This is a genomic window from Ramlibacter montanisoli (assembly GCF_013087525.1).
Taxonomy (GTDB): domain Bacteria; phylum Pseudomonadota; class Gammaproteobacteria; order Burkholderiales; family Burkholderiaceae_C; genus Ramlibacter; species Ramlibacter montanisoli.
In genome coordinates, this window is the sequence record NZ_JABFCS010000001.1 from 2,746,338 (window position 1) to 2,770,866 (window position 24,529).

Annotated in this window: 23 protein-coding genes and 2 pseudogenes; 17 read left to right on the top strand and 8 right to left on the bottom strand. The window is 69.3% G+C overall.

Annotation, left to right across the window (positions count from 1 at the left end; all coding sequences use genetic code 11):
• Positions 1-7: 7 nt before the first annotated feature.
• A pseudogene (gene folC, locus HK415_RS13490) lies at positions 8-1,301 on the bottom strand (bifunctional tetrahydrofolate synthase/dihydrofolate synthase).
• Positions 1,302-1,340: 39 nt separating this feature from the next.
• Between folC and HK415_RS13495 the strand changes: the two are divergent.
• From HK415_RS13495 to HK415_RS13535, 9 genes and pseudogenes are all read left to right on the top strand, one after another.
• On the top strand, positions 1,341-1,670 hold the full coding sequence (locus HK415_RS13495; RefSeq protein WP_171560066.1) for an arsenate reductase: 330 nt from the start codon (positions 1,341-1,343) through the stop codon (positions 1,668-1,670).
• A gap of 140 nt (positions 1,671-1,810) precedes the next feature.
• Positions 1,811-2,512: a glycine zipper 2TM domain-containing protein gene (locus tag HK415_RS13500; protein WP_171560069.1), complete on the top strand. Its 702-nt coding sequence runs from the start codon at positions 1,811-1,813 to the stop codon at positions 2,510-2,512.
• A 110-nt stretch (positions 2,513-2,622) separates the two neighbouring features.
• Positions 2,623-2,940: a pyrimidine/purine nucleoside phosphorylase gene (gene ppnP, locus HK415_RS13505; protein WP_171560071.1), complete on the top strand. Its 318-nt coding sequence runs from the start codon at positions 2,623-2,625 to the stop codon at positions 2,938-2,940.
• An 11-nt stretch (positions 2,941-2,951) separates the two neighbouring features.
• A complete protein-coding gene (argG, locus tag HK415_RS13510) occupies positions 2,952-4,283 on the top strand; it encodes an argininosuccinate synthase (RefSeq protein WP_171560073.1) in 1,332 nt (443 codons plus the stop codon).
• 292 nt (positions 4,284-4,575) lie between these two features.
• Entirely contained in the window at positions 4,576-4,752 is a 177-nt protein-coding gene (locus HK415_RS13515; RefSeq protein WP_171560075.1) for a hypothetical protein, read from the top strand.
• A gap of 282 nt (positions 4,753-5,034) precedes the next feature.
• Positions 5,035-7,524: a galactose oxidase early set domain-containing protein gene (locus HK415_RS26410; RefSeq protein ID WP_171560078.1), complete on the top strand. Its 2,490-nt coding sequence runs from the start codon at positions 5,035-5,037 to the stop codon at positions 7,522-7,524.
• A 194-nt stretch (positions 7,525-7,718) separates the two neighbouring features.
• Positions 7,719-8,352 (top strand): annotated as a pseudogene (locus HK415_RS13525) (class I SAM-dependent DNA methyltransferase).
• A 73-nt stretch (positions 8,353-8,425) separates the two neighbouring features.
• A complete protein-coding gene (locus HK415_RS13530) occupies positions 8,426-9,544 on the top strand; it encodes an alpha/beta hydrolase (RefSeq protein ID WP_253261880.1) in 1,119 nt (372 codons plus the stop codon).
• Positions 9,545-9,626: 82 nt separating this feature from the next.
• Complete coding sequence (locus tag HK415_RS13535; RefSeq protein WP_171560080.1) at positions 9,627-9,989, top strand: SPW repeat domain-containing protein; 363 nt, start codon at positions 9,627-9,629, stop codon at positions 9,987-9,989.
• 31 nt (positions 9,990-10,020) lie between these two features.
• On the opposite strand, the gene murB is transcribed toward HK415_RS13535, so the two are convergent.
• Positions 10,021-11,061, bottom strand: a complete 1,041-nt coding sequence (gene murB, locus HK415_RS13540; RefSeq protein ID WP_171560082.1) for a UDP-N-acetylmuramate dehydrogenase — start codon at positions 11,059-11,061, stop codon at positions 10,021-10,023.
• A gap of 52 nt (positions 11,062-11,113) precedes the next feature.
• Between murB and HK415_RS13545 the strand changes: the two genes are divergently transcribed.
• The 3 genes from HK415_RS13545 (at position 11,114) to HK415_RS13555 (ending at position 13,870) form a co-directional block, all read left to right on the top strand.
• On the top strand, positions 11,114-11,599 hold the full coding sequence (locus HK415_RS13545; RefSeq protein WP_171560084.1) for a YajQ family cyclic di-GMP-binding protein: 486 nt from the start codon (positions 11,114-11,116) through the stop codon (positions 11,597-11,599).
• Positions 11,600-11,601: 2 nt separating this feature from the next.
• Positions 11,602-12,249 (top strand): retropepsin-like aspartic protease family protein, encoded by a 648-nt coding sequence (locus HK415_RS13550; RefSeq protein ID WP_373684654.1) that lies wholly within the window; start codon positions 11,602-11,604, stop codon positions 12,247-12,249.
• A 97-nt stretch (positions 12,250-12,346) separates the two neighbouring features.
• Positions 12,347-13,870: an MFS transporter gene (locus HK415_RS13555; protein WP_253262232.1), complete on the top strand. Its 1,524-nt coding sequence runs from the start codon at positions 12,347-12,349 to the stop codon at positions 13,868-13,870.
• A 4-nt stretch (positions 13,871-13,874) separates the two neighbouring features.
• On the opposite strand, the gene plsY is transcribed toward HK415_RS13555, so the two are convergent.
• A complete protein-coding gene (plsY, locus tag HK415_RS13560) occupies positions 13,875-14,507 on the bottom strand; it encodes a glycerol-3-phosphate 1-O-acyltransferase PlsY (RefSeq protein WP_171560087.1) in 633 nt (210 codons plus the stop codon).
• A 151-nt stretch (positions 14,508-14,658) separates the two neighbouring features.
• Here plsY and HK415_RS13565 point away from each other — a divergent pair, with 151 nt between their 5' ends.
• A complete protein-coding gene (locus HK415_RS13565; RefSeq protein ID WP_171560089.1) occupies positions 14,659-15,573 on the top strand; it encodes a DUF6502 family protein in 915 nt (304 codons plus the stop codon).
• 2 nt (positions 15,574-15,575) lie between these two features.
• Positions 15,576-16,781, top strand: coding sequence for a DUF5666 domain-containing protein (locus HK415_RS13570; RefSeq protein ID WP_171560092.1), 1,206 nt, complete (start codon positions 15,576-15,578; stop codon positions 16,779-16,781).
• 72 nt (positions 16,782-16,853) lie between these two features.
• Here the strand turns inward: HK415_RS13570 and HK415_RS13575 are convergent, their stop codons facing one another.
• Together HK415_RS13575 and HK415_RS13580 are read right to left on the bottom strand one after the other, a co-directional pair.
• Complete coding sequence (locus tag HK415_RS13575) at positions 16,854-17,348, bottom strand: aminoacyl-tRNA deacylase (protein WP_171560094.1); 495 nt, start codon at positions 17,346-17,348, stop codon at positions 16,854-16,856.
• 7 nt (positions 17,349-17,355) lie between these two features.
• Positions 17,356-18,417: an aldo/keto reductase gene (locus tag HK415_RS13580; protein ID WP_171560096.1), complete on the bottom strand. Its 1,062-nt coding sequence runs from the start codon at positions 18,415-18,417 to the stop codon at positions 17,356-17,358.
• Positions 18,418-18,466: 49 nt separating this feature from the next.
• Here HK415_RS13580 and HK415_RS13585 point away from each other — a divergent pair, with 49 nt between their 5' ends.
• Complete coding sequence (locus HK415_RS13585) at positions 18,467-19,204, top strand: endonuclease (RefSeq protein WP_171560097.1); 738 nt, start codon at positions 18,467-18,469, stop codon at positions 19,202-19,204.
• Positions 19,205-19,243: 39 nt separating this feature from the next.
• On the opposite strand, the gene HK415_RS13590 is transcribed toward HK415_RS13585, so the two are convergent.
• The 3 genes from HK415_RS13590 to HK415_RS13600 form a co-directional block, all read right to left on the bottom strand.
• Complete coding sequence (locus HK415_RS13590; RefSeq protein ID WP_171556300.1) at positions 19,244-20,047, bottom strand: lysozyme inhibitor LprI family protein; 804 nt, start codon at positions 20,045-20,047, stop codon at positions 19,244-19,246.
• The gene (locus HK415_RS13595) at positions 20,020-20,613 is read right to left on the bottom strand and encodes a hypothetical protein (protein WP_171560098.1); all 594 of its coding nucleotides are present in this window, start codon (positions 20,611-20,613) and stop codon (positions 20,020-20,022) included. The genes HK415_RS13590 and HK415_RS13595 overlap by 28 nt, the downstream gene beginning before the upstream one ends.
• A gap of 100 nt (positions 20,614-20,713) precedes the next feature.
• Positions 20,714-22,471, bottom strand: coding sequence for an acetate--CoA ligase (locus tag HK415_RS13600; RefSeq protein WP_171560099.1), 1,758 nt, complete (start codon positions 22,469-22,471; stop codon positions 20,714-20,716).
• 24 nt (positions 22,472-22,495) lie between these two features.
• On the opposite strand from HK415_RS13600, the gene HK415_RS13605 reads away from it, so the two are divergent.
• Together HK415_RS13605 and HK415_RS13610 are read left to right on the top strand one after the other, a co-directional pair.
• Positions 22,496-23,401 carry an alpha/beta fold hydrolase gene (locus tag HK415_RS13605; protein ID WP_171560100.1) on the top strand — a complete coding sequence of 302 codons (906 nt, stop codon included), beginning with the start codon at positions 22,496-22,498 and terminating at the stop codon, positions 23,399-23,401.
• 235 nt (positions 23,402-23,636) lie between these two features.
• Positions 23,637-24,482, top strand: a complete 846-nt coding sequence (locus tag HK415_RS13610) for an SEL1-like repeat protein (protein ID WP_171560101.1) — start codon at positions 23,637-23,639, stop codon at positions 24,480-24,482.
• Positions 24,483-24,529 lie beyond the last annotated feature (47 nt).

Here is a 24,529-nt window from a genome sequence, read left to right on the forward strand (position 1 = left end):
GTGAGGGTCAGCCGAGGTGTCGGGCGGCCAGCCGGGGATGCCCTGCTTCAGCACGCCACCCACGGTGTAGAAGGATCCGAACACGAGGATTCTATCAGTGGGCTCTGCAGTGGCCGCCGCTGCGCGCAGGGCTTCCTCGGGGCTGGCGTGGGTGCTCACCGGCACCTCGCGGCGGCCCGGCAGTGCCTGCCATTTTTCCAGCAGCGCCTGGGCGGACGCGGCGCGCGGCGTCGGCAGGTCGGTGAAGTACCAGCGGTCCACCAGCGGCCCGATCTTCGCCAGCATGGGCGCCAGGTCCTTGTCGCCCATGGCGCCGAACACCGCGTGCGTGCTGGGATAGAAACCCATCGCGTCGAGGTTGGCCGTGAGCGCTGCCACCGAATGCGGGTTGTGCGCCACGTCCAGCACCAGCGTCGGTTCGCCGGGCAGGATCTGGAAGCGGCCGGGCAGCTCCACCATCGCCAGGCCGTTGCGGATCGCCTGCGCGGTGACCGGCAGCCGCTGGCGCAGCGCCTCGAAGGCCGCCAGCACGCCCGAGGCATTGAGTAACTGGTTGGCGCCGCGCAACGCGGGATAGGCCAGGCCCGGGTAGCGCCGGCCGCGCCCGGCCCAGGCCCACTGCTGCTTGTCGCCCGAGAAGTTGAAGTCTCGCCCCAGCAGCCACAGTCCGCGCCGATGGCGGCGGCGTACTGCAGGATGCTGTGCGGCGGCATCGGGTCGCTCACGATCGCCGGCCGGCCTTCGCGCAGGATGCCGGCCTTCTCGCGGCCGATGCTCTCGCGGTCCGGGCCGAGGAACTCCATGTGGTCCAGGTCGATGCTGGTGATGATGGAACAGTCGGGATCGATCGCGTTGACGGCATCCAGCCGGCCGCCGAGCCCCACTTCCAGGATCGCGACGTCCAGGCCGCTGGCCGCCATCAGGCCCAGGATGGCCAGCGTGGTGAATTCGAAATAGGTCAGCGCGGCGCCCTCGCGCGCCGCTTCCACCCGCTCGAACTGCGGCACCAGCGCCGCCGCCTGCACGATCTCGCCGGCGATGCGGCAGCGCTCCTCGAAATGCACGAGATGCGGCGAGGTGTAGACGCCGGTGCGCCAGCCCGCCTGCAGCGCGATCGCCTCCAGCATCGCGCAGGTCGAGCCCTTGCCGTTGGTGCCGGCCACCGTGATCACCGGGCAGTCGAAGCGCAGGCCCATGCGCTGCGCCACGGCCTGCACGCGCTCCAGGCCGAGGTCTATCGTTTTCGGGTGCAGCCGTTCGCAGTGCGCCAGCCACTCGTCGAGTTCTTTCATGCCCCGCATTGTCCAGGGTCGGCGCCGACGCCCGCCTATCATCCCGCCATGGCCCTCACGCTCTACGGCATCCCCAACTGCGACACGGTGAAGAAGGCGCGGGCCTGGCTGGCGGCGCAAGGCGTGGAGCACGGCTTCCACGACTTCAAGAAGGCGGGCGTGCCGCCGCAGCGGCTGGACGCCTGGCTGCAGGCGGTCGGCCCGGACAAGCTGCTCAACCGGCAGGGCACGACCTGGCGCAAGCTGGATCCGGGGACACAGACGGCAGCGGCCGAAGCAGCGGGCGCCCGGGCGTTGATGCTGGAGCAGCCCAGCGTGATCCGCCGACCGGTGGTCGAATGGCCCGACGGGACGGTCACGGTGGGCTTCGACCCGTGAACGTGAACTGGTCGTTGCGCACCCACTCCTAGGGTGGTACTTTTCCCGGGCGTTTACCGCCGCTTTACGGTAAAGCTCAGCGCTGGGAGCGGGCGGCTGTCTAAACTTTCAGCACCAAGCAGTCCAACGAGGCATATGCCATGAAACAGACCCTCCTTTTCACGGTCCTGGGCCTCAGCGCCCTGGGTGCCGGTGCGCAGGAAGTCGGCCGCGTCATTTCCAGCACGCCCATCATCCAGCAGGTCGCGGTGCCCCGCACCTATTGCAACCAGCCCACCTACAACGCGCCTGCGCCCACGTCGGGCGCCGGCGGCCTGATGGGCGCCATCGCCGGCGGCGCGATCGGCAGCACCATCGGCCACGGCTCGGGCACCGCAGCGGCGGTGATCCTGGGCGTCGCGGGCGGCGCGCTCCTGGGCGACCGCATCGAGCAAGGCGGCCAGCAGCCCCTGCCCAGCCAGGTGTGCGGCACCGAGACCACCTACGAGAACCGCACCGCCGGCTACAACGTGACCTACGAGTACGCCGGCCGCCAGCACACCACCCAGATGCCCTACGACCCGGGCCCGACCGTGCAGCTGCAGGTCAGCCCGATCACGCAGGGCGGCGCCCCCGTGGGCCCGACCACCATCGGCACGGTCGTGACCGCACCGCCGGTGCAGCAGGGAGCCCCGGTGTACGTGCAGGCGCCCGCGCCCGTCGTGTACCAGACCTATCCGGCCTACCCCGCCTATCCGGCCTACCCGTACCCGGTCTACCGGCCTTATTGGCCGGTCGGCGTGTCGCTGGGCTTTTCCTTCAGCGGCCACCGCCACGGCCACCGGCACCACCGCCATCGTTGAGGCATCCGCCTCACGGCAAGGGCGCCCGCGGGGCGCCCTTTTTCATGCGCGCGGGGCCGGCAGGGCCGCTCGCCTAAAATTGCGGGTTTTCCCCGAAGCTTTCCCCCACCATGACCACCGACACATTCGACGGCGTCGCCGTCGCGACCAAGGCCAACGTGTACTTCGACGGCAAGTGCGTGAGCCACGGCATCACGCTCGCCGACGGCACGAAGAAGTCGGTGGGCGTGATCCTGCCCGCCACCCTGACCTTCAACACCGGCGCGCCCGAGATCATGGAATGCGTGGCCGGCTCCTGCGAGTACAAGCTAGCGGGCACCAGCGAGTGGAAGAAGTCGGCCGCGGGCGAGAAGTTCGCGGTGCCGGGCAACTCCAGCTTCGAGATCCGCGTCAGCGACGCCTACCACTACATCTGCCACTTCGGCTGAACCGAGCGGACATGAGCACCATCCTCGAGAACCTGCCCACCGGCCAGAAGGTCGGCATCGCCTTCTCCGGCGGCCTGGACACCAGCGCCGCGCTGCACTGGATGCGCAAGAAGGGCGCGATCCCCTACGCCTACACCGCCAACCTGGGCCAGCCCGACGAGCCGGACTACGACGCGATCCCGCGCAAGGCCATGGAGTACGGCGCCGAGAAGGCGCGCCTGGTCGACTGCCGCAAGCAACTGGCGCACGAAGGCATCGCGGCCCTGCAGTGCGGCGCCTTCCACATCTCCACCGCGGGCGCGACCTACTTCAACACCACGCCGCTGGGCCGCGCCGTCACCGGCACCATGCTGGTGGCCGCGATGAAGGAAGACGACGTCCACATCTGGGGCGACGGCAGCACCTTCAAGGGCAACGACATCGAGCGCTTCTACCGCTACGGGCTGCTGACCAACCCGGCGCTGCGCATCTACAAGCCCTGGCTGGACCAGGCCTTCATCGACGAACTCGGCGGCCGCGCGGAGATGTCCGCGTTCATGACGGCGGCGGGCTTCGGCTACAAGATGTCGGCCGAGAAGGCGTACTCCACCGACAGCAACATGCTGGGCGCGACGCACGAGGCCAAGGACCTGGAAAGCCTGAACACGGGCATCAAGATCGTCAACCCGATCATGGGCGTGGCCTTCTGGAAGGACGACGTGAAGGTGAAGGCCGAGGAAGTGCGCGTGCGCTTCGAGGAAGGCCAGCCGGTCGCCCTGAACGGCAAGCGCTTCGACGACCTGGTCGAACTGATCCTGGAAGCCAACCGCATCGGCGGCCGCCACGGCCTGGGCATGAGCGACCAGATCGAGAACCGCATCATCGAGGCCAAGAGCCGCGGCATCTACGAGGCCCCCGGCCTCGCGCTGCTGTTCATCGCCTACGAGCGCCTGGTGACCGGCATCCACAACGAGGACACCATCGAGCAGTACCGCGACAACGGCCGGCGCCTCGGCCGCCTGCTGTACCAGGGCCGCTGGTTCGACCCGCAGGCCATCATGCTGCGCGAGACCGCGCAGCGCTGGGTGGCGCGCGCGGTGACCGGCGAAGTGACGCTGGAGCTGCGCCGCGGCAACGACTACTCGCTGCTGAACACCGAGTCGCCCAACCTCACCTACGCGCCGGAGCGCCTGTCGATGGAGAAGGTGGAGAACGCGCCCTTCTCGCCGAAGGACCGCATCGGCCAGCTGACCATGCGCAACCTGGACATCTCGGACACGCGCGAGAAGCTCGGGATCTATGCGAAGGCGGGGCTGCTGGTCACGGGCGGGGACGCGCCGCTGCCGTCGCTGGGCAAAGACTGAGCGAGGACGGAAGCCGGCACGGGCCGGCAGCGCGAACGACGGGCGGCCTTTTGGCCGCCTTTTTCCCTGCCTGCGTCCCTTGTAGCGAAAGGGAAACAAGCGGCTGGCTTCGGCGGAAATGTCGATGCCGGGCTGGATCGCCGCTGCGCCGTCGTCACCAAGGTGCAGTTCCAGGGCACGAGCGCCGTGGAATACGCGCGCAGTCAGGGCGACACGAAGCTGCAGCAGCTGCTCGATCCGCGCAGCGGCAAGCTCTGACCCTCGAGCCGGCCACGGGTGCGCATGCACCTGGGTGCCGGACGGCGAACGGGTGTTCGTGACCTGCGAGGGCCGCAGCACCACGGGCCACCGCTTCCGCAACACCGAGATCCTCACCATCCGCGGCGCGCAGGTCGTGGAGGCGGAGGTCCACCTCGGCAGTGGCGGGCGATCCACCGCTGAGCACGAAGCGGCACCTCATCCGCTTTGATGTTCGATGCGCCCTGCGGGAATAAAACGCGCAAGGCCTTGTCACCGGCAGTCGCCCGATGGGTTCGGGTACGCCGAATGGATGATGTGACATGTTCTCCGCATTCGTATCGTCACGTAACCGAACGGCCTTCTCGCCGGGGGCCTCGGCCGCGTTGCGGCCCTCTTCGCACGTGTGTTCTGCGTCCGGCGAGCCTGACCAGGAGCTCCCATGGAACGATCCACCCCGCGGAAGTGGCGAGTCCTCGCCGCCTCACTCTTGCTCGCCTGCACAGGCGTGACCGTGATCCCCGCAATCGCCCACGAAGAAGAGGAGGAACGACCCGCGCCGGGGTCGTCCTGGGAGAACGAGACCTGTACGGCCGATGACCGCTGCGGACACTTCGGCCCGTACCACGTGATGACGTACAACGCGGTCGGCGCCTCGATGGTCTGGACGCGGGCCAACTGGGAACAGCCCAAGATCCAGTACAAGGGCCGCCACTCCGAGTTCAAGGCCACCGACGTCTACGACATGCAGTGCGTGGAGGCCGCGATCCGCGGCTCGGGCTTCTCGCGCTGGCCGATCCCGCGCACCGAGTGGCAGGCGCTGTTCCCCACCGCCGCGGTGGTCGCGGGCAACGTGTTCCTGGACGCGGACACCGTCACGCGCTTCGACACCACCGGCAACAGCCACCTGCGCAAGAGCCTCAACCCCTGCATCCGCTCCTCGTTCAAGCACCTGGTGTACGGCGGCTACACGATGCACCAGGGACAGTCCCTGTTCGTGGCGAGCCGCATCCGGGCGCACTGGGACAAGGAAGGCGCGCAGGTGTGGGACCTCGGTCACCCGGACGCCTTCAAGACGCGCCCCGGGGGCGTGTTCGACAACGCGCTGCTCGACGAGGAGGACGCCCTGCTGAACCTGGCGAGCTTCACCGACGCGGGCGCTTCGCGCGGACTGCACTACAGCATCTACTCGCTGGGATATGCGACCCTGGCGGACGGGCGCGTGGTCAACGTCGGCGGCCACAGCATGCAAAGCAACAACGGCTTCCGCAAGCTGAACATCTACGACCCGGAAACCAACTCCTGGGCGCCACGCCCGGTGCCCTGCAACATCGCGAACTGGCGAGCGGACCCCGGAGGCGTGCGCCTCGGCTACAAGTCGGTGGCCGATGCCGTGGCCGCCGCGGGAGGCCAGCCCGGGTCCTTTGCCGGCCATGCCGGCTACATCCCGTCCGGTGACCAGCTGGTGAATCCGCCGAACTCCGCGCCCAGCTGGACCAACTGCGACCCGCGCAATCGGGACCACATGGACCCGCCCCACCAGTCGGACATGCGCTACCCGCGCTGGTATCCCTCGGCCATCACGCTGCCGAACAACAAGGTGCTGGTCTATGGCGGGGACGACCTCGACGAGACCGTCGGTCCCAACACCAGCATCGGCAACGTCACCGATCGCGACAACGCTTTCCGCGCGACCCGCGTGATGATCCCGGTGGCGGAGCTGTACGACCCGCAGACCGACCGCACCATCGCCCTGGAGAACGCGCGCAAGATGTTCTCGCTGTACCCCGCTGCCACGGTGGTGGAAACCGGGCCGGGCGACAACGACTGGAAACTGTGCACCCTGTCGGGCGAAAGCGCTCCCGCTTCGGAGGCGTCGATGCCCCGCAGCAATGCCATCGACGAAGCGGCGGAATGGCGCCGGTTCTGCTCCACGCCAGGGTGCGCGGCGGACCAGCGCGCCATCCGCTTCCTGGGGCTGCGTCCGTCCGCGCGGCTCGATTGCCTGGACGTGCAGGCCGCCGAGCGCGACGCCCAGCGGAACGTCCCTGCCGAGAACCACTGGACGCACATCGCCACTGCCAAGAACGAATACGGCTACTGCTGCGGCATGGCCGACATCGTGAAGATCGGCCCCGGCGGCAGGACGCTGTCGCACCGCTGGATTGCGGTCAACGGCGCGATCGGCAGGGGCCTGCCGGGCCAGGGCACGCGTACAGCCGAAGTGGAGATGATCGAGTTCACCGACCCGTCGCCGCAGTGGCGGGTGGTGGCGCAGACCTATCAGCCGGGCAGCAACATCCACGTCGTCCCGCTGCCCGATGGCAACGTCCTGTTCCGCGGCGGCAGCGGCCCCGGCGGCGGCACCTACGAGCTGAGGAACTACACGCGCGCGCAGTTGTTCAACCCGGACGACCTCACCCTGCGCGTGCTCGCGAAGTCCACGCAACTGGGCGGTCTGCACAAGACGCTGATGCTGCTGCCGGACGCGACGGTGATTTCCATGGCCGGCGACCGCACCGCGATGGTGGCCGTGGGGGATCGCGTCTATTCACCCGGTGACCAGGACCTCGGCATTTCCACCGCGCAGATCTTCACGCCGCCTTACCTGTTCGGCGACGCCGCCGGCACCCGCAAGCCACGGCCCGTGATCGAGCGCGGCCCGGACCACGTCACCTACCGCCAGGCGATCACGCTCAAGGTGAGCGACGCGGCGAACATCAAGACGGTGTCGATGGTGCGCACGGGCTCCGTCACCCACCAGCTGGCCAACGACAACCGGCTGGTGATCCTGAACTTCAAGCGCGGCCCGCAGGCCGGCACTCTGGTGGTCGATGCACCGCACCGGCCCGCGCAGGCCATCCCGGGGACTACATGCTCTTCGTCGTCGACGCCAACGGCACGCCGAGCAGGTCGAAGCACGTTCGGCTGCAGCGTCACTGAGGCGCTCTGCCGGAACCGGCCCGTGCCGCGGAGGGCGGCATGGCCGGTGCGGTCGCCATGACCTGGGGAGGGTTCTTCCCTCTCCGGCAGCCGCAGGAGAGCCGCGTATGCTGGCGGCTCCCACCTGGTCCCCTCCCCACGGGAGCGGGCCATGCTCGACACCGTATTCGCCCGCGCCATGTACGAAACCTTCGACGACCAGGTCGCAGCCGCCGCGGAACCGCGGGTCGCGGAGCACCGGCGGCTTCATCGAAAATGACTGAGCGTCCCCTTCCGCCCGAACTGCGGCGGCTCACCGCGCCCACGCTCGCCCACTACGACGAGCGCGCGACGGAGTTCTGGGAAGGCACGCGCGACCACGACGTCACGCAGAACATCACCGCCCTGCTGCGGCACATCCGCGGCGCGCCGCCTTTCCGCATCCTCGATTTCGGCTGCGGTCCCGGCCGCGACCTCGCGGCCTTCCGCGCGCTGGGCCACGAGCCCACCGGCCTGGACGGATCGTCCGCGCTGGCCGCCCTGGCGCGCCGCCACAGCGGCTGCGAAGTCTGGGAGCAGGACTTCCTGGCACTGGACCTTCCCCGGCGGCCTTCGACGGCATCTTCGCCAACGCGTCCCTGTTCCACGTCCCCAGCGCCGAACTGCCGCGCGTGCTGGGTGAACTGCACGCCACGCTGAAGCCTCTGGGCGTGCTGTTCACCTCCAACCGCGCGGCGACGGCGAGGAGGGATGGAACCGCGGCCGCTACGGGGCCTACCACCACCTCGATGCCTGGCGCGCCTTCTGCGAGGCGGCGGGCTTCACCGAGCTGGAGCACTACTACCGGCCCGCCGGCCTGCCGCGCGAGCAGCAGCCCTGGCTGGCCAGCGTGTGGCGCCGGCGGGAATGACGGAAAACCCTCGACTGCGGCACGGGCGGTGCGGCGTATGCTGGCCCCGCCCCCAACGAGGAAGGAGACAACCATGCCCGGATTTTCCGCGCGCCCGCTGCGCGCCTGGTGCGCCCTGCTGCTGTCGCTGGCCGCCCTTGCGCTGCTGGGGGCCTGCGCCCCGATGCACGGCCGCATGGAAGGGATGCATGCGATGCACCACGCGCCCGCCACGCCGCAGTCGGCGATCGTGATGGAGGAGTTCATGGTGCCGGCGCTCGATCCCGGCATCCAGCTGTACGTGCGCAACAAGCACGAGGCCGGCCGCAGCAACTACACCGGCGACAAGGTGCTGTTGTACGTGCACGGCGCCACCTACCCGTCCGAGACCGCCTTCGACCTGCAGCTGGGTGGCATGTCCTGGATGGACTACATCGCGCGCCACGGCTACGACGTGTACCTGGTGGACGTGCGCGGCTACGGCAAGTCGACGCGGCCGCCCGTGATGGACCGCCCGGCCGACCAGGGCGAGCCCTTCGCGGGCACGGCACAGGCGGTGCGCGACGTGACGGCCGCCGTCGAATTCATCCGCAAGCGGCGCGGTGTCGACAAGATCAACCTGCTCGGGTGGTCGTGGGGCACCAGCATCATGGGCATGTACACCACGCAGAACAACGACAAGGTGAACAAGCTGGTGCTGTACGCGCCGCAATGGATCCGCAACACCGCGTCGCTCACCGACACCGGCGGCAGGATCGGCGCCTACCGCAGCGTCTCGATGGCCTCGGCGAAGCAGCGCTGGCTGACCGGCGTACCGGCGGCCAAGCAGGCCGAGCTGATCCCGCCCGGCTGGTTCGAGGCCTGGGCCAGCGCCACCATCGCCACCGACCCGGTCGGCGCGGCGCAGAATCCGCCGGTGCTGCGCGCGCCCAATGGCGTGGTGCAGGACGGCCGCGAAACCTGGGGTGCGGGCAAGGCACTGTACGACCCCGGCCTGATCCGCGTGCCGACCTTCCTCGCGCACGCCGAGTGGGACGCCGACCTCCCCAGCTACATGCTGCATGCGTACTTCGCGAAGCTCACCAACGTGCCCTACAAGCGCTACGTGGAGATCGGCGAAGGCACGCACACGGTCATCATAGAGAAGAACCGCATGCAGCTGTTCCAGGCCGTGCAGCATTTCCTCGACGAGCGGCTGCAGCCGGGGCAGTGAGCGGCAGGCGTGACAAGCGAGGCCGCACGGGTCTAACATGGGGGCGTCCCGGCCGCGCTGTCTGCGGCCCAAGGAGTCCGTCATGAAGCGAGTGAAGCACTGGCAGGACCCGGTCAACGCCCTCCTGGGCGCCTGGCTGATCCTGTCGCCCTGGGTCCTCAGCTTTCAGAACGTGGTGGTCGCCACCGTGAGCACGGCGGCCATCGGCGTCCTGTTGATCGCCACCAGCGCGGGCGCGATGCAGTTCGCGCAGGCCTGGGAGGAATGGCTGGACGTGATCCTCGGCCTGGCGCTGATGCTGGCGCCGGTGCTGCTCGGGTTCGACGCCGCGCGGCCGGCGCTGCTGAACGCACTGGTCACCGGCGGGGCGGTCACGGCCCTGGCGCTGTGGGTGCTGGTGAGCGACGACGAGTTCGCCGCGGCCTGGCAGCGACTGGTGGGTTGAAGTTGTCGCGGTGCGCGCGGCGCACCACGACCTACACCACCACCGGCTCCGGCTCCAGCCGGATGCCGAAGCGCTCGTAGACGCTGGTCTGGATCGCGCGCGCCAGCGTCACCACTTCGCCGCCGGTGGCGCCGCCGCGATTGACCAGCACCAGCGCCTGCTTCTCGTACACCCCCGCCTGCCCCACCGACTTGCCCTTCCAGCCGCAGGCGTCGATCAGCCAGCCGGCCGCCAGCTTCACCGAGCCATCGGGCATGGGGTAGTGCACGATGTTCGGGTCGCGGGCGATGATGTCCTGGCACTGCTCGGGCGTCACCGTCGGATTCTTGAAGAAGCTGCCGGCATTGCCGATCACGCGCGGGTCGGGCAGCTTGGCGCTGCGGATGGCGCAGACCCAGTCGTAGATCTGGCGTGCCGTGGGCTCGGTGACGCCGGCTTCGGCCTGCTTGCGCTGCAGGTCCAGGTAGCCCAGCACCGGCTTCCAGGGCTTGGGCAGGCGCATGCGCACCCGCAGGATCAGGGCGCGGCCGGCCAGGCCGAAGTCGCTGTCGCGCGCCGGTGAGTGCTTGAACACCGAATCGCGGTAGCCGAAGGCGCACTGGGTCGCATCGAGCGTGAATTCGCGGCCGGTCATCAGGTCGATGGCGTCCAGCGACTCGAAGCGGTCCTGCAGTTCCAGGCCGTAGGCGCCGATGTTCTGCACCGGCGAGGCGCCCACCGTGCCGGGGATCAGCGCCAGGTTCTCCAGGCCGCCCAGGCCCTGCTCCAGGGTCCAGGTCACGGCCTCGTGCCAGTTCTCGCCGGCGCCGAATTCCACGACGGTGGAGCGCGGGCCGTCGTCCAGCACCCGCCGGCCTTCCACTTCGACCTTGAGCACCACGGGCTTGACGTCGCCGGTCAGCACGATGTTGCTACCGCCGCCCAGGATGAACTTCGGCTGGTCCCGCAGGTCCGGATGGGCCAGCACCGCGTGCACGTCCGCCGGGCCCTTCACCCGCACCAGGGTCTTCGCCTTGGCGACGATGCCGAAGGTGTTGTAGGGCTGCAGCGAGGCGTTGGACTCCACGATCATGGGAGAATTGTGGCCCAAGCAGCCGGGTTACAGGTGCAGGAGGAAAGCCAATATGCCGTCATTCGACGCGGTGTGCGAGCCGAACATGGTGGAAGTGAAGAACGCGGTGGAGAACGCCGCCAAGGAGATCGGAACCCGATTCGACTTCAAGGGGACGGCCGCGGGCATCGAGATCAAGGACAAAGAGATCACGATGACGGGCGATGCCGAATTCCAGCTGCAGCAGGTGCTGGAACTCCTGTTGGCCAAGGTGGCCAAGCGCAGCGTCGACCCGCGGTTCCTGGACAAGGGCGACGTGCAGAAGATGGGCGGCGACAAGGTCCGGCAGGTGGTTAAAGTACGCAGCGGCATCGAGACCGAGCAGGCCAAGAAGCTGCAGAAGCTCATCAAGGACAGCAAGCTGAAGGTGCAGGCAGCAATTCAAGGGGACGCCGTTCGGGTGACCGGAAAGGACCGCGACGTCCTCCAGCAGGCCATCGCCCTTGTGCGGAAGGAAATGGCCGAGTTACCCTTGGCGTTCACCAATTTCCGGGACTGATGATGATGAAGCGCCTGTTCGCCCTCACCCTGGCACTGGCGGCAGGCGCCGCAGGGGCGCAGACCGCGGTGGCGCTGCAGGGCATGCTGGGCAGCAAGGCACTGCTGATCGTCGACGGCGCGCCGCCCAAGACGGTCGCCCCTGGCGAAACGCACCGCGGCGTGAAGGTCCTCTCCACCCTCGGTGACCAGGCGGTGGTGGAAATCGAAGGCAGGCGCCACACGCTGCGGGTCGGCGAGGCGCCGTCCAGCGTCGGCGGCAGCGGCGGGGCCGGCGCCCGCGGCAGCAAGGTGGTGCTCACCGCCGGCAGCGGCGGCCACTTCCTCACGCAGGGCGCCATCAACGGGCGGGCGGCGCAGTTCATGGTGGACACCGGCGCGACCTCGGTGGCCATGAGCGTGAAAGACGCCGAGCGCCTGGGCGTGGACTACCGCAAGGGCCAGCTCGGACGCAGCAGCACCGCCAACGGCGTGATCAACGTCTACATGGTCAAGCTCGCTTCCGTGCGCATCGGCGAAGTCGAGATCTACGACGTGGACGGCACGGTGGTGCCGGCCAGCATGCCCTACATCCTCCTGGGCAACAGCTTCCTCACGCGCTTCCAGATGACGCGCCACAACGACCAGCTGGTGCTGGAGCGAAGGTACTAGGCGCCCGTTGCGCGACTCCGAGTTCCCCGAAACGCCGCCGCCGCAGGCGCGGCAGCCCGAAAGCGCGCTCGGTCCCCTGAAGGGGCCGGTGTTCCGCATGCTGTGGTTCACCTGGCTGGCGGCCAACACCACCATGTGGATGAACGACGTGGCATCGGCCTGGCTGATGACGTCGATCGCGCCTTCGCCGCTGTGGGTGGCGCTGGTGCAGACCGCGTCCACCCTGCCCGTGTTCCTGCTCGGCCTGCCCAGCGGCGCGCTGGCCGACACCCTGGACCGCAGGCGCTACTTCATGGCCACGCAGTTCTGGGTGGCGGGGGTGGCGACGGTGCTGTGCCTCGTCATCCTGCTGGACCAGCTCACCGCGCCCCTGCTGCTGGCGCTGACCTTCGCCAACGGCGTCGGCCTGGCGATGCGCTGGCCGGTGTTCTCCGCCATCGTGCCGGAGGTGGTGACGCGGCCGCAGCTGGCGCAGGCGCTGGCCCTCAACGGCATTGCGATGAACGCATCGCGCATCGTCGGCCCGCTGGTGGCCGGCGCGCTGATCGCCAGCGTGGGCAGCGCCTATGTGTTCGTGCTCAACGCGGTGCTGTCGATCGTGGCCGGCCTGACGATCATGCGCTGGCGCCGCGTGCACACCGAAAGCCCGCTCGGGCGCGAGCCGCTGGCCAGTGCCATGCGCGTGGGCGTGCAGTACGTGCGGCAGTCCAGCCGCATGCGCGCAGTGTTGCTGCGCATCGCCCTGTTCTTCCTGCATTCGACCGCCCTGCTCGCGCTGCTGCCGCTGGTGGCGCGCAGCCTGCCGGGCGGCTCGGCGGCCACCTTCACGGTGCTGCTGGCGTCGATGGGCGTGGGCGCGATCATCGCCGCGCTGCTGATGCCGCAGATCCGCGCCCGCCTGCCGCTGCAGCCGCGCGTGCTGCTGGGCACCGCGGTGCAATCGGTGGGCGCGCTGGTGGTGGCCTTCGCGCCCAGCGTCTGGTTCGCGGTGCCGGCGATGGTGTTCGCCGGCGCGGCCTGGATCACGGTGGCGAACTCGCTGACGGTGGCCGCGCAGATGTCGCTGCCGGACTGGGTGCGGGCGCGCGGCATGTCGATCTACCAGATGGCGCTGATGGGATCCACCGCGATCGGTGCCGCGCTGTGGGGCCAGGTGGCCACCTGGACCAGCATCCACCATGCGCTGGCGATCTCCGCGGTGACCAGCATCGTCGCCATGCTGATGGCGCAGCGCATCGTGATCGACCGCGGCACCGAGGAGGAGCTCACGCCGTCGCGCGTGCTGAAGGTGCCGGAGATGCAGGTGCCGCCGCAGGCCGGGCGCGTGCTGGTGCGCGTGGAGTACCGCATCGATCCGGCCCGTGCCGCCGAATTCCTCGCGCTCATGGAGGAAAGCCGGCGCAGCCGCCTGCGCCAGGGCGCCCTGGGGTGGCAGCTGCTGCACGACCTGTACGAGCCGGGTCGCTACGTGGAGCAGATCACCGACGCTTCCTGGACCGAGCACCTGCGCCGCTTCGACCGCATCAGCGCCGCCGACGTCGCCCTGCGCGACAAGCGCCTGGCCTTCCAGATCGGCGAGGAGCCGCCGCGGGTGACGCGCTACCTGATCGAGCAGGAATAGGCGTCTAAGACGCCTTCTTCGCCCCCAGCCGCGATTCCTTGCCCGCCACCAGCCGCTGGATGTTCTCGCGGTGGCGCCAGGTGAGCAGCAGCGCCATCGCGAACAGCGCCACGGCGACCGGCCTTTCCGCATACCACTGGATGCGGTCGCCGAGCAGGTAGTACACCGGCGCGAACGCCGCCGAGAGCAGCGAGGCGAGCGAGGAGTAGCGGAAGAAGAAGGCGATGATCAGCCAGGTCAGGCCGGTGGCGATGCCCAGCACCCAGTGGATGCCGAACACCACGCCGATGAAGGTGGCCACGCCCTTGCCGCCCTGGAGGCGGAAGAACACCGGGTAGAGGTGGCCCAGGAAGGCGGCCAGGCCGACCATCGCCATCGTCCCTTCCCGCAGTCCGTAGGGCTCGCCGAAGTGCTTCACCAGCAGCACCGGCACCAGGCCTTTCAGCGCATCGAGCAGCAGCGTCACGATGGCCGCCGGCTTGCTGCCGGAACGCAGCACGTTGGTGGCGCCGGGGTTCTTGCTGCCGAAGGTGCGCGGGTCGGACAGGCCCATCACCTTGCTCACGATCACCGCGAACGCCAGGGACCCGAGCAGGTAGGCCGCGAGCACGGCCAGGAAGGGAGCGAAGGCTTGCATCCGCGGGATTCTGCCAGCGGCGCGCAGGGGGCTTCCGTCCCCATGGATGGGTAAGCTACGTCCGGTGGCAAATGTAACTGTGCGATTTGCACATTTCTTCTTGACTGTGCACTTTGCACATTTCATAGTGCGTGAACTTTCACGGCATTCCATGGACTTCCGCAACGCACTCTCCTCCCCGGAAACCGATGTCGACCCCGCCGTCGGCACGCACTCTCCGCTGGAGCACCGCGCCCTGCTGCAGGCCTGCCGGGCCGTGGCGAAGCCGCTGGCGCGGCTGGCCGTCGGCCGCGGCCTGCCCTTCGCCGAACTGGCCGAGATCCTGAAGCAGGGTTTCGTCGAGGCGGCCCGCGCGGCGCACCCGGGCGTCGCGCCGCACCGCGCGGTCAGCCGCATCAGCACGGCCACCGGCCTGAACCGGCGCGAGGTCACCCGCCTCATGCAGCACGGCGCCGACGAGGCAGCACCTGCGCGGCCCTCGCCCGCCACCCAGGTCTTCACCCGCTGGCTGTCCGACCCGGCGCTGCGCGGCCCGGACGACGCCCCGCTGCCCCTGCCCCCGCAGGGCCCGGCGCCCAGCTTCGAGAGCCTGGCCAACTCCGTGACCCGCGACGTCCATCCGCGCACGCTGCTCGAAGAGCTCTCGCGGCTGGGCCTGGCACGCGTGGACGAGGAGGACGGCCGGGTGCACCTGCTGCGCAGCGCCTTCGTGCCGCGCGCCGAGCTGGACCGCATGCTGGCCTTCCTGGGGGCCAACGTGGGCGATCACCTGGAGGCCGCGGCGGACAACGTGCTGGCGGACGGTGCCCGCCATTTCGAGCAGGCCCTGTTCGCCGACGAACTCTCCGACGCGGCGCTGGAGCAGATCCGCGTGCTGGTGAGCGTGGAATGGCAGCGACTGCTGCACACGCTGGCGCCCGCCCTGCAGGAGCTGATCGACAGCGACAAGTCCGCGGGCCGCGTCGCCGACCAGCGCATCCGCATCGGCTTGTTCACCTACACGAATGCCATGGCGCCGGCCGCCGACGCGCCTGTCCCCCCACTGTCACACCCGAAGGAGAAATAGCCATGTCGTCCCCGCACAGCCACCTGGCCGCACCGCGCATGCCGCGGCGGCAAGCCCTCGTCACGCTGCTGGCCGCGGCAGGCGTCGTCGTCCTCCCCGCCTGCGGCGGGGGCGGCGGCGGCAACGCCAGCGTGGACACCGGCGGCACCGGCTCCTTCTCCACCGGGCGCATCAGCGGCTTCGGCTCCGTGATCGTCAACGGCGTGCGCTTCGAGGACAACGCCGCGCGCCTGGCCGACGATGACGACGAGGTCAAGGTGCTGGTGCGCGACGACCTGAAGCTCGGCATGGTCGTCACCGTGCAGGCCGGCCCCATCACCGCCGGCAGCGGCGACGTCCTGCCCAGCGCCACCGCCACCGCCATCAGCGTGGAAAGCCAGATCAAGGGGCCGGTGGAGACAAAGACCGCCCCCGACACGCTGGTGGTGTTCGGGCAGACGGTGAAGGTGGACGCGGCGACGGTGTTCGACGGTACGAGCTTCGCCGCCATCGCGGTGGGCAACGTGCTGGAAGTGCACGGCTTCGCCGGTGCCGGCGGCGTCGTTACCGCATCGCGCATCGAGCTGGAAAACCCGGCCACCAGCGAGTTCAAGGTGCGCGGATTCATCAGCGGGCTCGCCGGCACGACCTTCCAAATCGGGGCCGCAACCTTCAACTTCGCCACCACGCCGCCGGCCGAACTGCGGGTGACGCCGGCCAATGGACTTTTCGTCCGGGTGCGCACGCAGGCCATCCGCAACGGCAGCGGCCAGTGGGTGGTCAAGCGCATCGACGCGCGCCGGGCCTTCGAAGACCGCAACGAGGCCGAGGTCGAAGGCATCCTCGTCCAGAGCGGCAGCACCTTCAGCGTGAACGGCATCACGATCAACACCACGCGGCTGCCGGCGGGAACGGTCATGCCGGTGGGCCAGCACGTCGAAGTGGAAGGCTCGCTGATCAACGGCGTGCTGTTCGCGCGCAAGATCGAGATCGAGGACGAAAACGACGAAGCCGAAGTGGACGTGACAGGCCAGGCATCTTCCGTGAACACCACGGCGCAGACCTTCGTGGTGCGCGGCCTCACCTTCCACTACTCGGGGGCCACTGCCCTGGAGGACGGCACGATCCCCGCGAGCCTCCAGAACGGCGTCACCCTGCGCGCCCGCGGCACGCTGCCGGCCGCCGGCAGCGCCACCATCGAAGCCACCCGCATCGACTTCAGGCCCTGAAAGACACCTCCGGCACATCCGTGCCTTCCACGGTGGCGGGGCTCGCGTCCCGCCACCGCTTTCTCCTCCGGCCTATTCGTCGGCCAGCGCGCAGTTCACGGGCCTGGCGCCGAGCAGCTTCACGCACACCTGCGGGGCCATGCCCACCAGGTAGCCGCGCCGGCCGCCATTGAGCACGATGCGCGGCAGCGCCAGGATGCTTTCCTCGATGTACACCGGCATCTGCTTGCGCGTGCCGAAGGGCGAGGTGCCGCCCACCAGGTAGCCGCTGTGGCGGTTGGCCACCTCCGGCTTGCAGGGCTGCACGGACTTGGCGCCGATCTGGCGCGCGAGGTTCTTGGTGGAGACGGTGCGGTTGCCGTGCATCAGCACCACGAGCGGCCGCGCCTTCTCGTCCTCCATCACCAGCGTCTTGACCACCGTGAAGGGATCGAGCCCGAGCACCTGCGCGCTGTGCTGCGCGCCGCCGTGTTCCAGGTACTCGTAGGGATGCTCGGTGAAGGCGACGCCGTTCGCCTTCAGGAAGGCGGTCGCCGGTGTTTCGCTGACGTGCTCCTTCTTGGCCATCGCCTGCTCACGCCGCGGGATCCCGCAGTTCCCAGCGCACCTGGTCGATCGCGGCCAGCAGTTCGGGCGACAGCGCCGTGCCCCAGGCGTCGAGGTCCTCCTCGAGCTGCGCGACCGAGGTCACGCCGATGATCGTGCTGGCCACGCGCCAGTTGCCGTAGCACCAGGCCAGTGCCATGCGCGTGGGCGTGAGGCCATGCTCGCGCGCCAGCGCGTTGTAGCGGCGCGCGGCGGCCAGTGCTTCCGGCCGGCCCCAGCGCTGCGAGCGCACGGACTCGTACTTCGCGATCCGCCCTTCCTTCGGTGCGCCGGGCCCCGAGGTGCCGCTCTCGTCGTACTTGCCCGTGAGCAGGCCGAAGCCGAGCGGCGAATAGGCGAGCAGCGACACGCCGAGCCGGTGCATGGTCTCGTCCAGTGCGTTGTCCACGCCGCGGCTCACCAGGCAATACGGGTTCTGCACGCTGGCGATGCGCGGCAATTCGTACTGCTCGGCGACGCGCACGAACTCGTGCACGCCATAGGGCGTCTCGTTCGACACGCCGATGGAGCGCACCTTGCCCTGGCGCACCAGCTTGTTCAGGGCCTCCAGCTGCTCGTAGATCGGCGTCTTCGTGCGCTCCTTGGTCGGGTCGTAATAGACCTGGCCGAAGGCCGGCACGTTGCGCTCGGGCCAGTGGATCTGGTAGAGGTCGATCACCTCCACCTGCAGGCGGCGCAGCGAGGCCTCGCAGGACGCGACGATGTCCTCCTGCGTCATGCCCGCGCCCTCGCGGATCCAGGGCATGCCGCGCGAAGGCCCCGACACCTTGGTGGCCAGCACGATCTTCTGCCGCATGCCGGGACGCGCGGCCAGCCAGCGGCCGATGATGGTTTCGGTGGCGCCGAAGGTTTCCTTGCGCGCGGGCACGGAGTACATCTCCGCCGTGTCGAGGAAGTTCACGCCGCGCGCGACGGCGCGATCGAGGATCGCGTGCGCGTCCCGCTCGCCCACCTGTTCGCCGAAGGTCATGGTGCCCAGGCAGATGGGGGTGACGAGGAGGTCGCTCTGGCCGAGCTGTCTGGTTTGCATGGCGTTACAGAGGTGAGGGTGGGAAGAATCGGTCGAGCATATTAGCGGCATGCCCGAAGGCCCTTCGATCGTCATCCTGAAAGAACAGGTCACCCCCTTCCTCGGCAAGACGATCGAACGCGTCTCGGGCAACACGACCATCGAGAAGGAACGGCTGCTGCTGCAGCGCGTGGAGTCCTTCCGCAGCTGGGGCAAGCACTTCCTGGTGGAGTTGCCGGACTTCAGCCTGCGCGTGCACTTCATGCTGCTGTTCGGCAGCTACCGCATCAACGAGGACAAGAGCTGGGCGGTCCCGCGCCTGTCGCTCGGATTCGACAACGGCGAGCTGAACCTCTACGCCTGCTCGGTGCGCTTCATCGAGGAGCCGCTGGACCTGGTGTACGACTGGTGGGCCGACGTGATGTCGGAACACTGGGACCCCAAGCTCGCGCTCAGGCGCCTGCGGGCGCGGCCGGACACGCTGGTGTGCGACGCGCTCCTGGACCAGGACCTGTTCGCCGGCGTCGGCAACATCATCAAGAACGAGGTGCTGTTCCGCATCAAGGTGCACCCGCTGTCGACGGTGGGCGCATTGCCGGCGAAGCAATTGCGCCAGGTGGTGGAACAGGCGCGGCAGTACAGCTTCGATTTCTACGAGTGGAAGAAGCAGTTCGTGCTGAAGAAGCACTGGCTGGCGCATACGAAGCGGACCTGTCCGCGCTGCGGGATTCCGCTGCAGAAGGCGCACCTGGGGCGCACGAACCGGCGCAGCTTCTTCTGCGACAACTGCCAGGTGCTCTACACGTGATGCCGGGGTTCGCGCTGCGCGCTCACCGCCAGCCTAACGTCACTCCGTAGAGCCGGCCGAGCCTTCCGCGGTCGGTGCCTCGCCGGGATTGGCGCCCATGGCGGAGGAACGCGGCGGCGGCGGTACGTAGTCGGGCTCGATGTCCGAGGGCACGCGCAGCGGGCGCGGACGTGCCGGCGGCGGCGGCGCGAGTTCGGGGCTGGCATCGGCCGTCGCCGTCCGCGGCGGCGTGCGGCGCACCCGCGGCTGCGGCTGCTCGGTGGCAGGGGCCGGCGTGGTGGCCTGCGGGCGCTGGCTGGCTGCGGGCACCGGTGCCGCGGGCCTGGGCGCCGGCGTGCTGGCCTGCGCGCTGAGCTGGTCGCGGCGCTCGGCGTACCAGCGGCGCAGGCATTCGCGGTCGCGGCAGGTGGCTTCGCGCTTGGCCCATTCGGCATCGCTGTTGCGCTGGAACGCGCGCGGGTCGGCGGAAGCTTCGCGCGCGCGCTGGTGCAGCGCACCGAGCTCGCGGTCCGCCCGCGCCAGTTCCTCGTCGTCGCAGATCAGCTTCTCGGTGACCGAGCGCGCCTGCGCGCAGTTGAAGGAAGGAGAGGTTCGGCGGGCCTGGGGTGCGGGAGCGGGTACTGCGGGCGCCGTGGCTGCCTGCTGTGCCGCGGGTTCCGCGGGCCTGGCCGGTGCGGGCGCAGGGACAGGCGACGTCACCGGTGCGGGAGTCGCGGCCACCGGCGCCGGGGCGGGCGCGACAGGAGCCGCCGCTTCCGGCGCGGGCGCCGGAGCTGCAGGCGCCGGTGCGGGCGCGGCGGGCGTGGCACTGGCCGTCACGGTCCCGCCGGTGCCCTGGCGCACGGTGACCAGCCCCTCCTGCGCGAACTTCGTCTTCTCGTGGGTGGGCCCCAGGCGCGAGCGGTAGCCTTCCAGGCTCGCGCTGTAGAGCCGCTCGGCGCGCTGCAGCAGTTCCTTGCCCCCTTGGGCGCGCCGAAGGCCGCGACCGTGGCGTAGTGGCGTCCCAGCTGGTACATGGCATCCGACAGCGGGATCCCGTCGCCTTCCGGCAGGACGGCGGCGTTGCGGCAGGCATTCAGGAAGGAGACTTCCGCGTCGCGCTGCCGCCCCGCCGCGGCGGCTTCCTTGCCGCTGAGGATCAGGGAGCCGACCTCGCTGCCAGTCGCGGCGGCAGGCCTGGACTGCAGCGCGACCTGGCCGTCGCCCTCGCCGCCCTTGGACAGCATCGGCGCCAGTTCGCAATTCACCGACACCGCGGTGACGAAGGTGGACGCGGGCGCGGGGGCCGATGCGGCACCCATGCTGCGGGTGGACGCGGGGCTGCTCGCATACGGGCCGTCGCCGCCGCGCAAGCTCATCATGCCCATGGCACCCAGCACGACGCCGGCGACCAGGCCGACGGCTCCCAAGACCATTCCCTTGCGCGGATTCTTCACCATGGCCGCAACGCTAACGGCCCGGCAGGCCCGCGCAGGCGGGACAGCAGGGATACGCGCGGACAGACCCTTCCTACGCCGAGAGCCGGGCCCGCGCCCGCTCTTCCTCCTGCAGCCGCAGCACCCGGCGCTGCACCTTGCCGGTCGTCGTCATGGGCAGGGCCTCGATGAACTCGATTTCCTTGGGGTATTCGTAGGGCGCCAGCTTGCCCTTCACGTGCATCTGCAGGTCTTCGATCAGCTGGGCGTCGAAGGCGTGCCGGTCGCGCGTGGTGATGGCGCGCGCTTCCACCACGTTGGGGGCCAGCACCACGTAGGCCTTCACCAGCGCACCGCGCTCCGGGTCCGGCTTGGGGACCACGGCCGCATTGATCACGGCCGGGTGCTTGACCAGGCAGTTTTCGATCTCGCTCGGGCCGATGCGGTAGCCCGCGGCCTTGAACACGTCGTCGGCGCGGCCCTGGTACCAGAGGTAGCCGTCGGCGTCGCGCGTGGCGAGGTCGCCGGTGCGGCACCAGTCGCCGGTGAACTTGCGGTGCGTGGACTCCGGGTTCTTCCAGTAGCCCAGGAAGAAGATCGGATCCGGCTCGCCGTGCACGTCGTAGCGGTTCACCGCCACGTCGCCCGGAACGCCGGGCGGGACCTCGTGGCCCTCGTCGTCGATCAGCGCCACGCGGTGCCCGGGATAGGGACGCCCCATGCTGCCGGCGCGCGCGGGCCAGCCGACGCCGCCTTGGGTCGCGCCGTTCATGGAGCAGTTGCCCACCACGTAGTTGATCTCGGTCTGGCCGAACATCTCGTTGACGACCACGCCCAGCTGGTCGCGGCAGTAGGCGAAGACGGCATCGCCCACCGCCTCGCCCGCGCTCATGATCGCCTGCAGCTTGAGCGCGAACTTCTTCCGCGGCTCCGGCCAGGCCTTCATCATGGCCTTGAGCGCCGTGGGGAAGAGGAAGGTGTGCGTCACCCCGTGTTCCTGCATCAGCGCGAAGGCCAGGTCGGGGCCGAAGCGGCCGTTGAAGGCGACGATGGGCCGGCCGAAGTACAGCGATGGCAGCAGCGCGTCCATCAGGCCGCCGGTCCAGGCCCAGTCGGCGGGCGACCAGAACACGGCCTCGCTTTCCGAGGGCCGCAGCGGGTCGAAGCCGAACCAGTTCTGGCTGCACACGAAGCCCGGTAAGTTCCCCACCAGCGCCCGGTGCGGGATCAGCGCGCCCTTGGGAGGGCCGGTGGTGCCGCTGGTGTAGATCAGGACGGCGCCGTCGTCGGCGTGCGTCGCCGCCGGGGCGAAGTCTTCCGCCAGCGCCGCGCGCTGCGCTTCCCAGGAGAGGTCCGCCTGGGCGGCCGCCGCGCCTATGCCCATCACCGTGCGCAGCGTGGGGCACTGCGCCCGCACCTGCGCCACGTTGGCAATCGAGCTCTCGTCGCAGATCGCGACCACCGCCTCGCTGTCCTGCAGCCGGTACTCCAGCGCCTCGGGGCCGAACAGCATCGACAGCGGCATCGCCACCGCGCCCAGCTGGAACACGGCCATGTAGGCGATCGCGGTTTCGTAGCGCTGCGGCATCACGATCGCCACGCGGTCGCCGCGGTGCACGCCGAGGCCGAGCAGCAGGTTGCTCATGGCATTGGCTTCGCGCTGCAGTTGCGCGAAGCTGAGCGTGGCATCGCCCTGCGCCGCGTGCGCGCGGATCGCCACCCGCTGCTCCGCATCCGGCCGCCGCGCCCAGCGCGCGCAGCAAGCCTGCGCGATGTTGAAGTCCTCCGGCACCTGCCAGCCGAATGCACGGTGCATGGCGGGCCAGTTGTCCCTGCCTTGACTGCGGTCCATCGTCCCCCTCCTATGATCCGGCGAATGTACCAACCCCGGCGAGCGTCCCGCAGCGAGTTTGTCCCGATCCGCAACCTGCGCTATCACGTGCGCACCTGGGGCGAGCCGCGCGCCGGCCGGCCGCCGCTGGTGATGGTGCATGGCTGGATGGACGTGGCCGCCTCCTACCAGTTCGTGGTGGACGCCTTCGCGCAGGACCGCCACATCGTCGCGCCCGACTGGCGCGGCTACGGCCTGACCGAGCTGCCGCACACCGACAACTACTGGTTCGCCGACTACCTGGCCGACCTGGAATTCCTGCTCGATCACTACTCGCCCGACGCGCCGGTGGACCTGGTGGGCCACAGCATGGGCGGCAACATCGCGATGCTCTATGCGGGCTCGCGGCCGGAGCGCATCCGCAGCCTGGTGAACCTGGAGGGCTTCGGCATGCCCGCCACGCGCCCCTCGCAGGCGCCGGGCCGCTACGCCAAGTGGATCGAGCAGCTCAAGGCCTACCACCGCGGCCAGCTGGACCTGAAGTCCTACGACAGCGCCGACGGGGTGGCGCAGCGGCTGATAAAGACCAACAAGCGCCTCACCGCCGACAAGGCGGCCTGGCTGGCCCGGCACTGGGCGCAACCGGACGCGGCGGGCCGCTGGCGCATCCTGGGCGACCCCGCGCACAAGATCATCAATGCCAACCTGTTCCGCGTGGACGAGGTGCTGGAGATCTACAAGGCGATCCGAGCGCCCGTGCTCGCGGTGGAGGCCAGCGACGACAGCCTCGGCCAGTGGTGGCAGGGCCGCTTCACGCTCGCGGAGTACCACGAACGTTTGAAGGCGGTGTCCGACCTGCGGCTGGGCCACATTCCGGACGCCGGGCACATGCTGCACCACGACCAGCCCGAACAACTGGCCCACCTCATCGAGGCATTCCTCCCTCCGTAGTGGGAAACCCGGGGTCCGCAAGCACCACGCCTGAGAACGAGCGTGAAATTTTGTGCGTAGCGCAACTTCGGTGCAGATGGAGACGTAACAAGACTTGCCGTAGGAAGTGTCCTACCCGATAGTCATCCCTGTTCGTACAAGGGGACGCTCAATGTGGAAGTCGGGTGTGACCGCCCTGCTGGCGGCTACAGTGATGAGTCCGGTCTTCGCTCAGGCTGATGAGTTTGAGCAGGGGATGGGCACGATGTGGGAAGTGCTCTGGCACCAGAGCGGCACGCCCACGCGGCTCGTGCGCTGGGAGCAGGAGATGCGGGTGCGCATCTTCGGCGTGAACCTGGCCACCCACAAGCAGCACACCCTCAAGGCCCTGGCCGATGTCGCCACCGAAGCCGGCATCCGCCTGGTGGACGTCAGCGACCAGCCGAACGCGGCCCAGGTGGCCAACGTCAGCATCGAGATCACGCCGGACAGCATGCTGGAAGAGAACCAGCCCTGCGTCACCTTCCTGAATTTCCAGAACGAAACGCGGATCGACTCCGCCGCCATGCAGATGCGCAACCGCGATGCCTGGCGCTGCGCCTACCACGAGGCGATGCACATCATGGGCGTGCGCGGCCACCCCGCCGGCAAGACCGTCCTGAGCTATTTCCCGAGCAAGGTCGACGGCCTGATGCCGCTGGACCGCGTGATGCTGCGCGCCTGGTACTCGCCGAAGATGCGCGGCGGCATGACGCCCTTCGAAGTGCTGCCGGTGCTGGCCGACGAACTGGTGGCCAGCATGGCCGACAAGGACAAGGCCCAGCTCGCGCGCGACCGCTTCTTCCGCAACACCATCGACCACATGCAGTCCTTCGCCGACGGCAAGGGCGACGTGCCGGTGATCGTCAAGCGTTCCGGCAAGTCCACCGAGGAAGGCATCCGCTTCGGCCGGATGGAGATGAGCTACTTCCTGGGCGTGGCCTACCTCGAAGGCGCCACGGTGCCGCAAGACTCGACGCAGGCCGTGCGCTGGCTGCAGCGCGCCGCCAACCTGGGAAGCCGCACCGCGCAGGCGCGACTGGGCGCCGCCACCGCGCGCTGAGGGGCACGCCACTGTCGCGTTGAAGCGGGGCCACGGGCCCCGCTTTG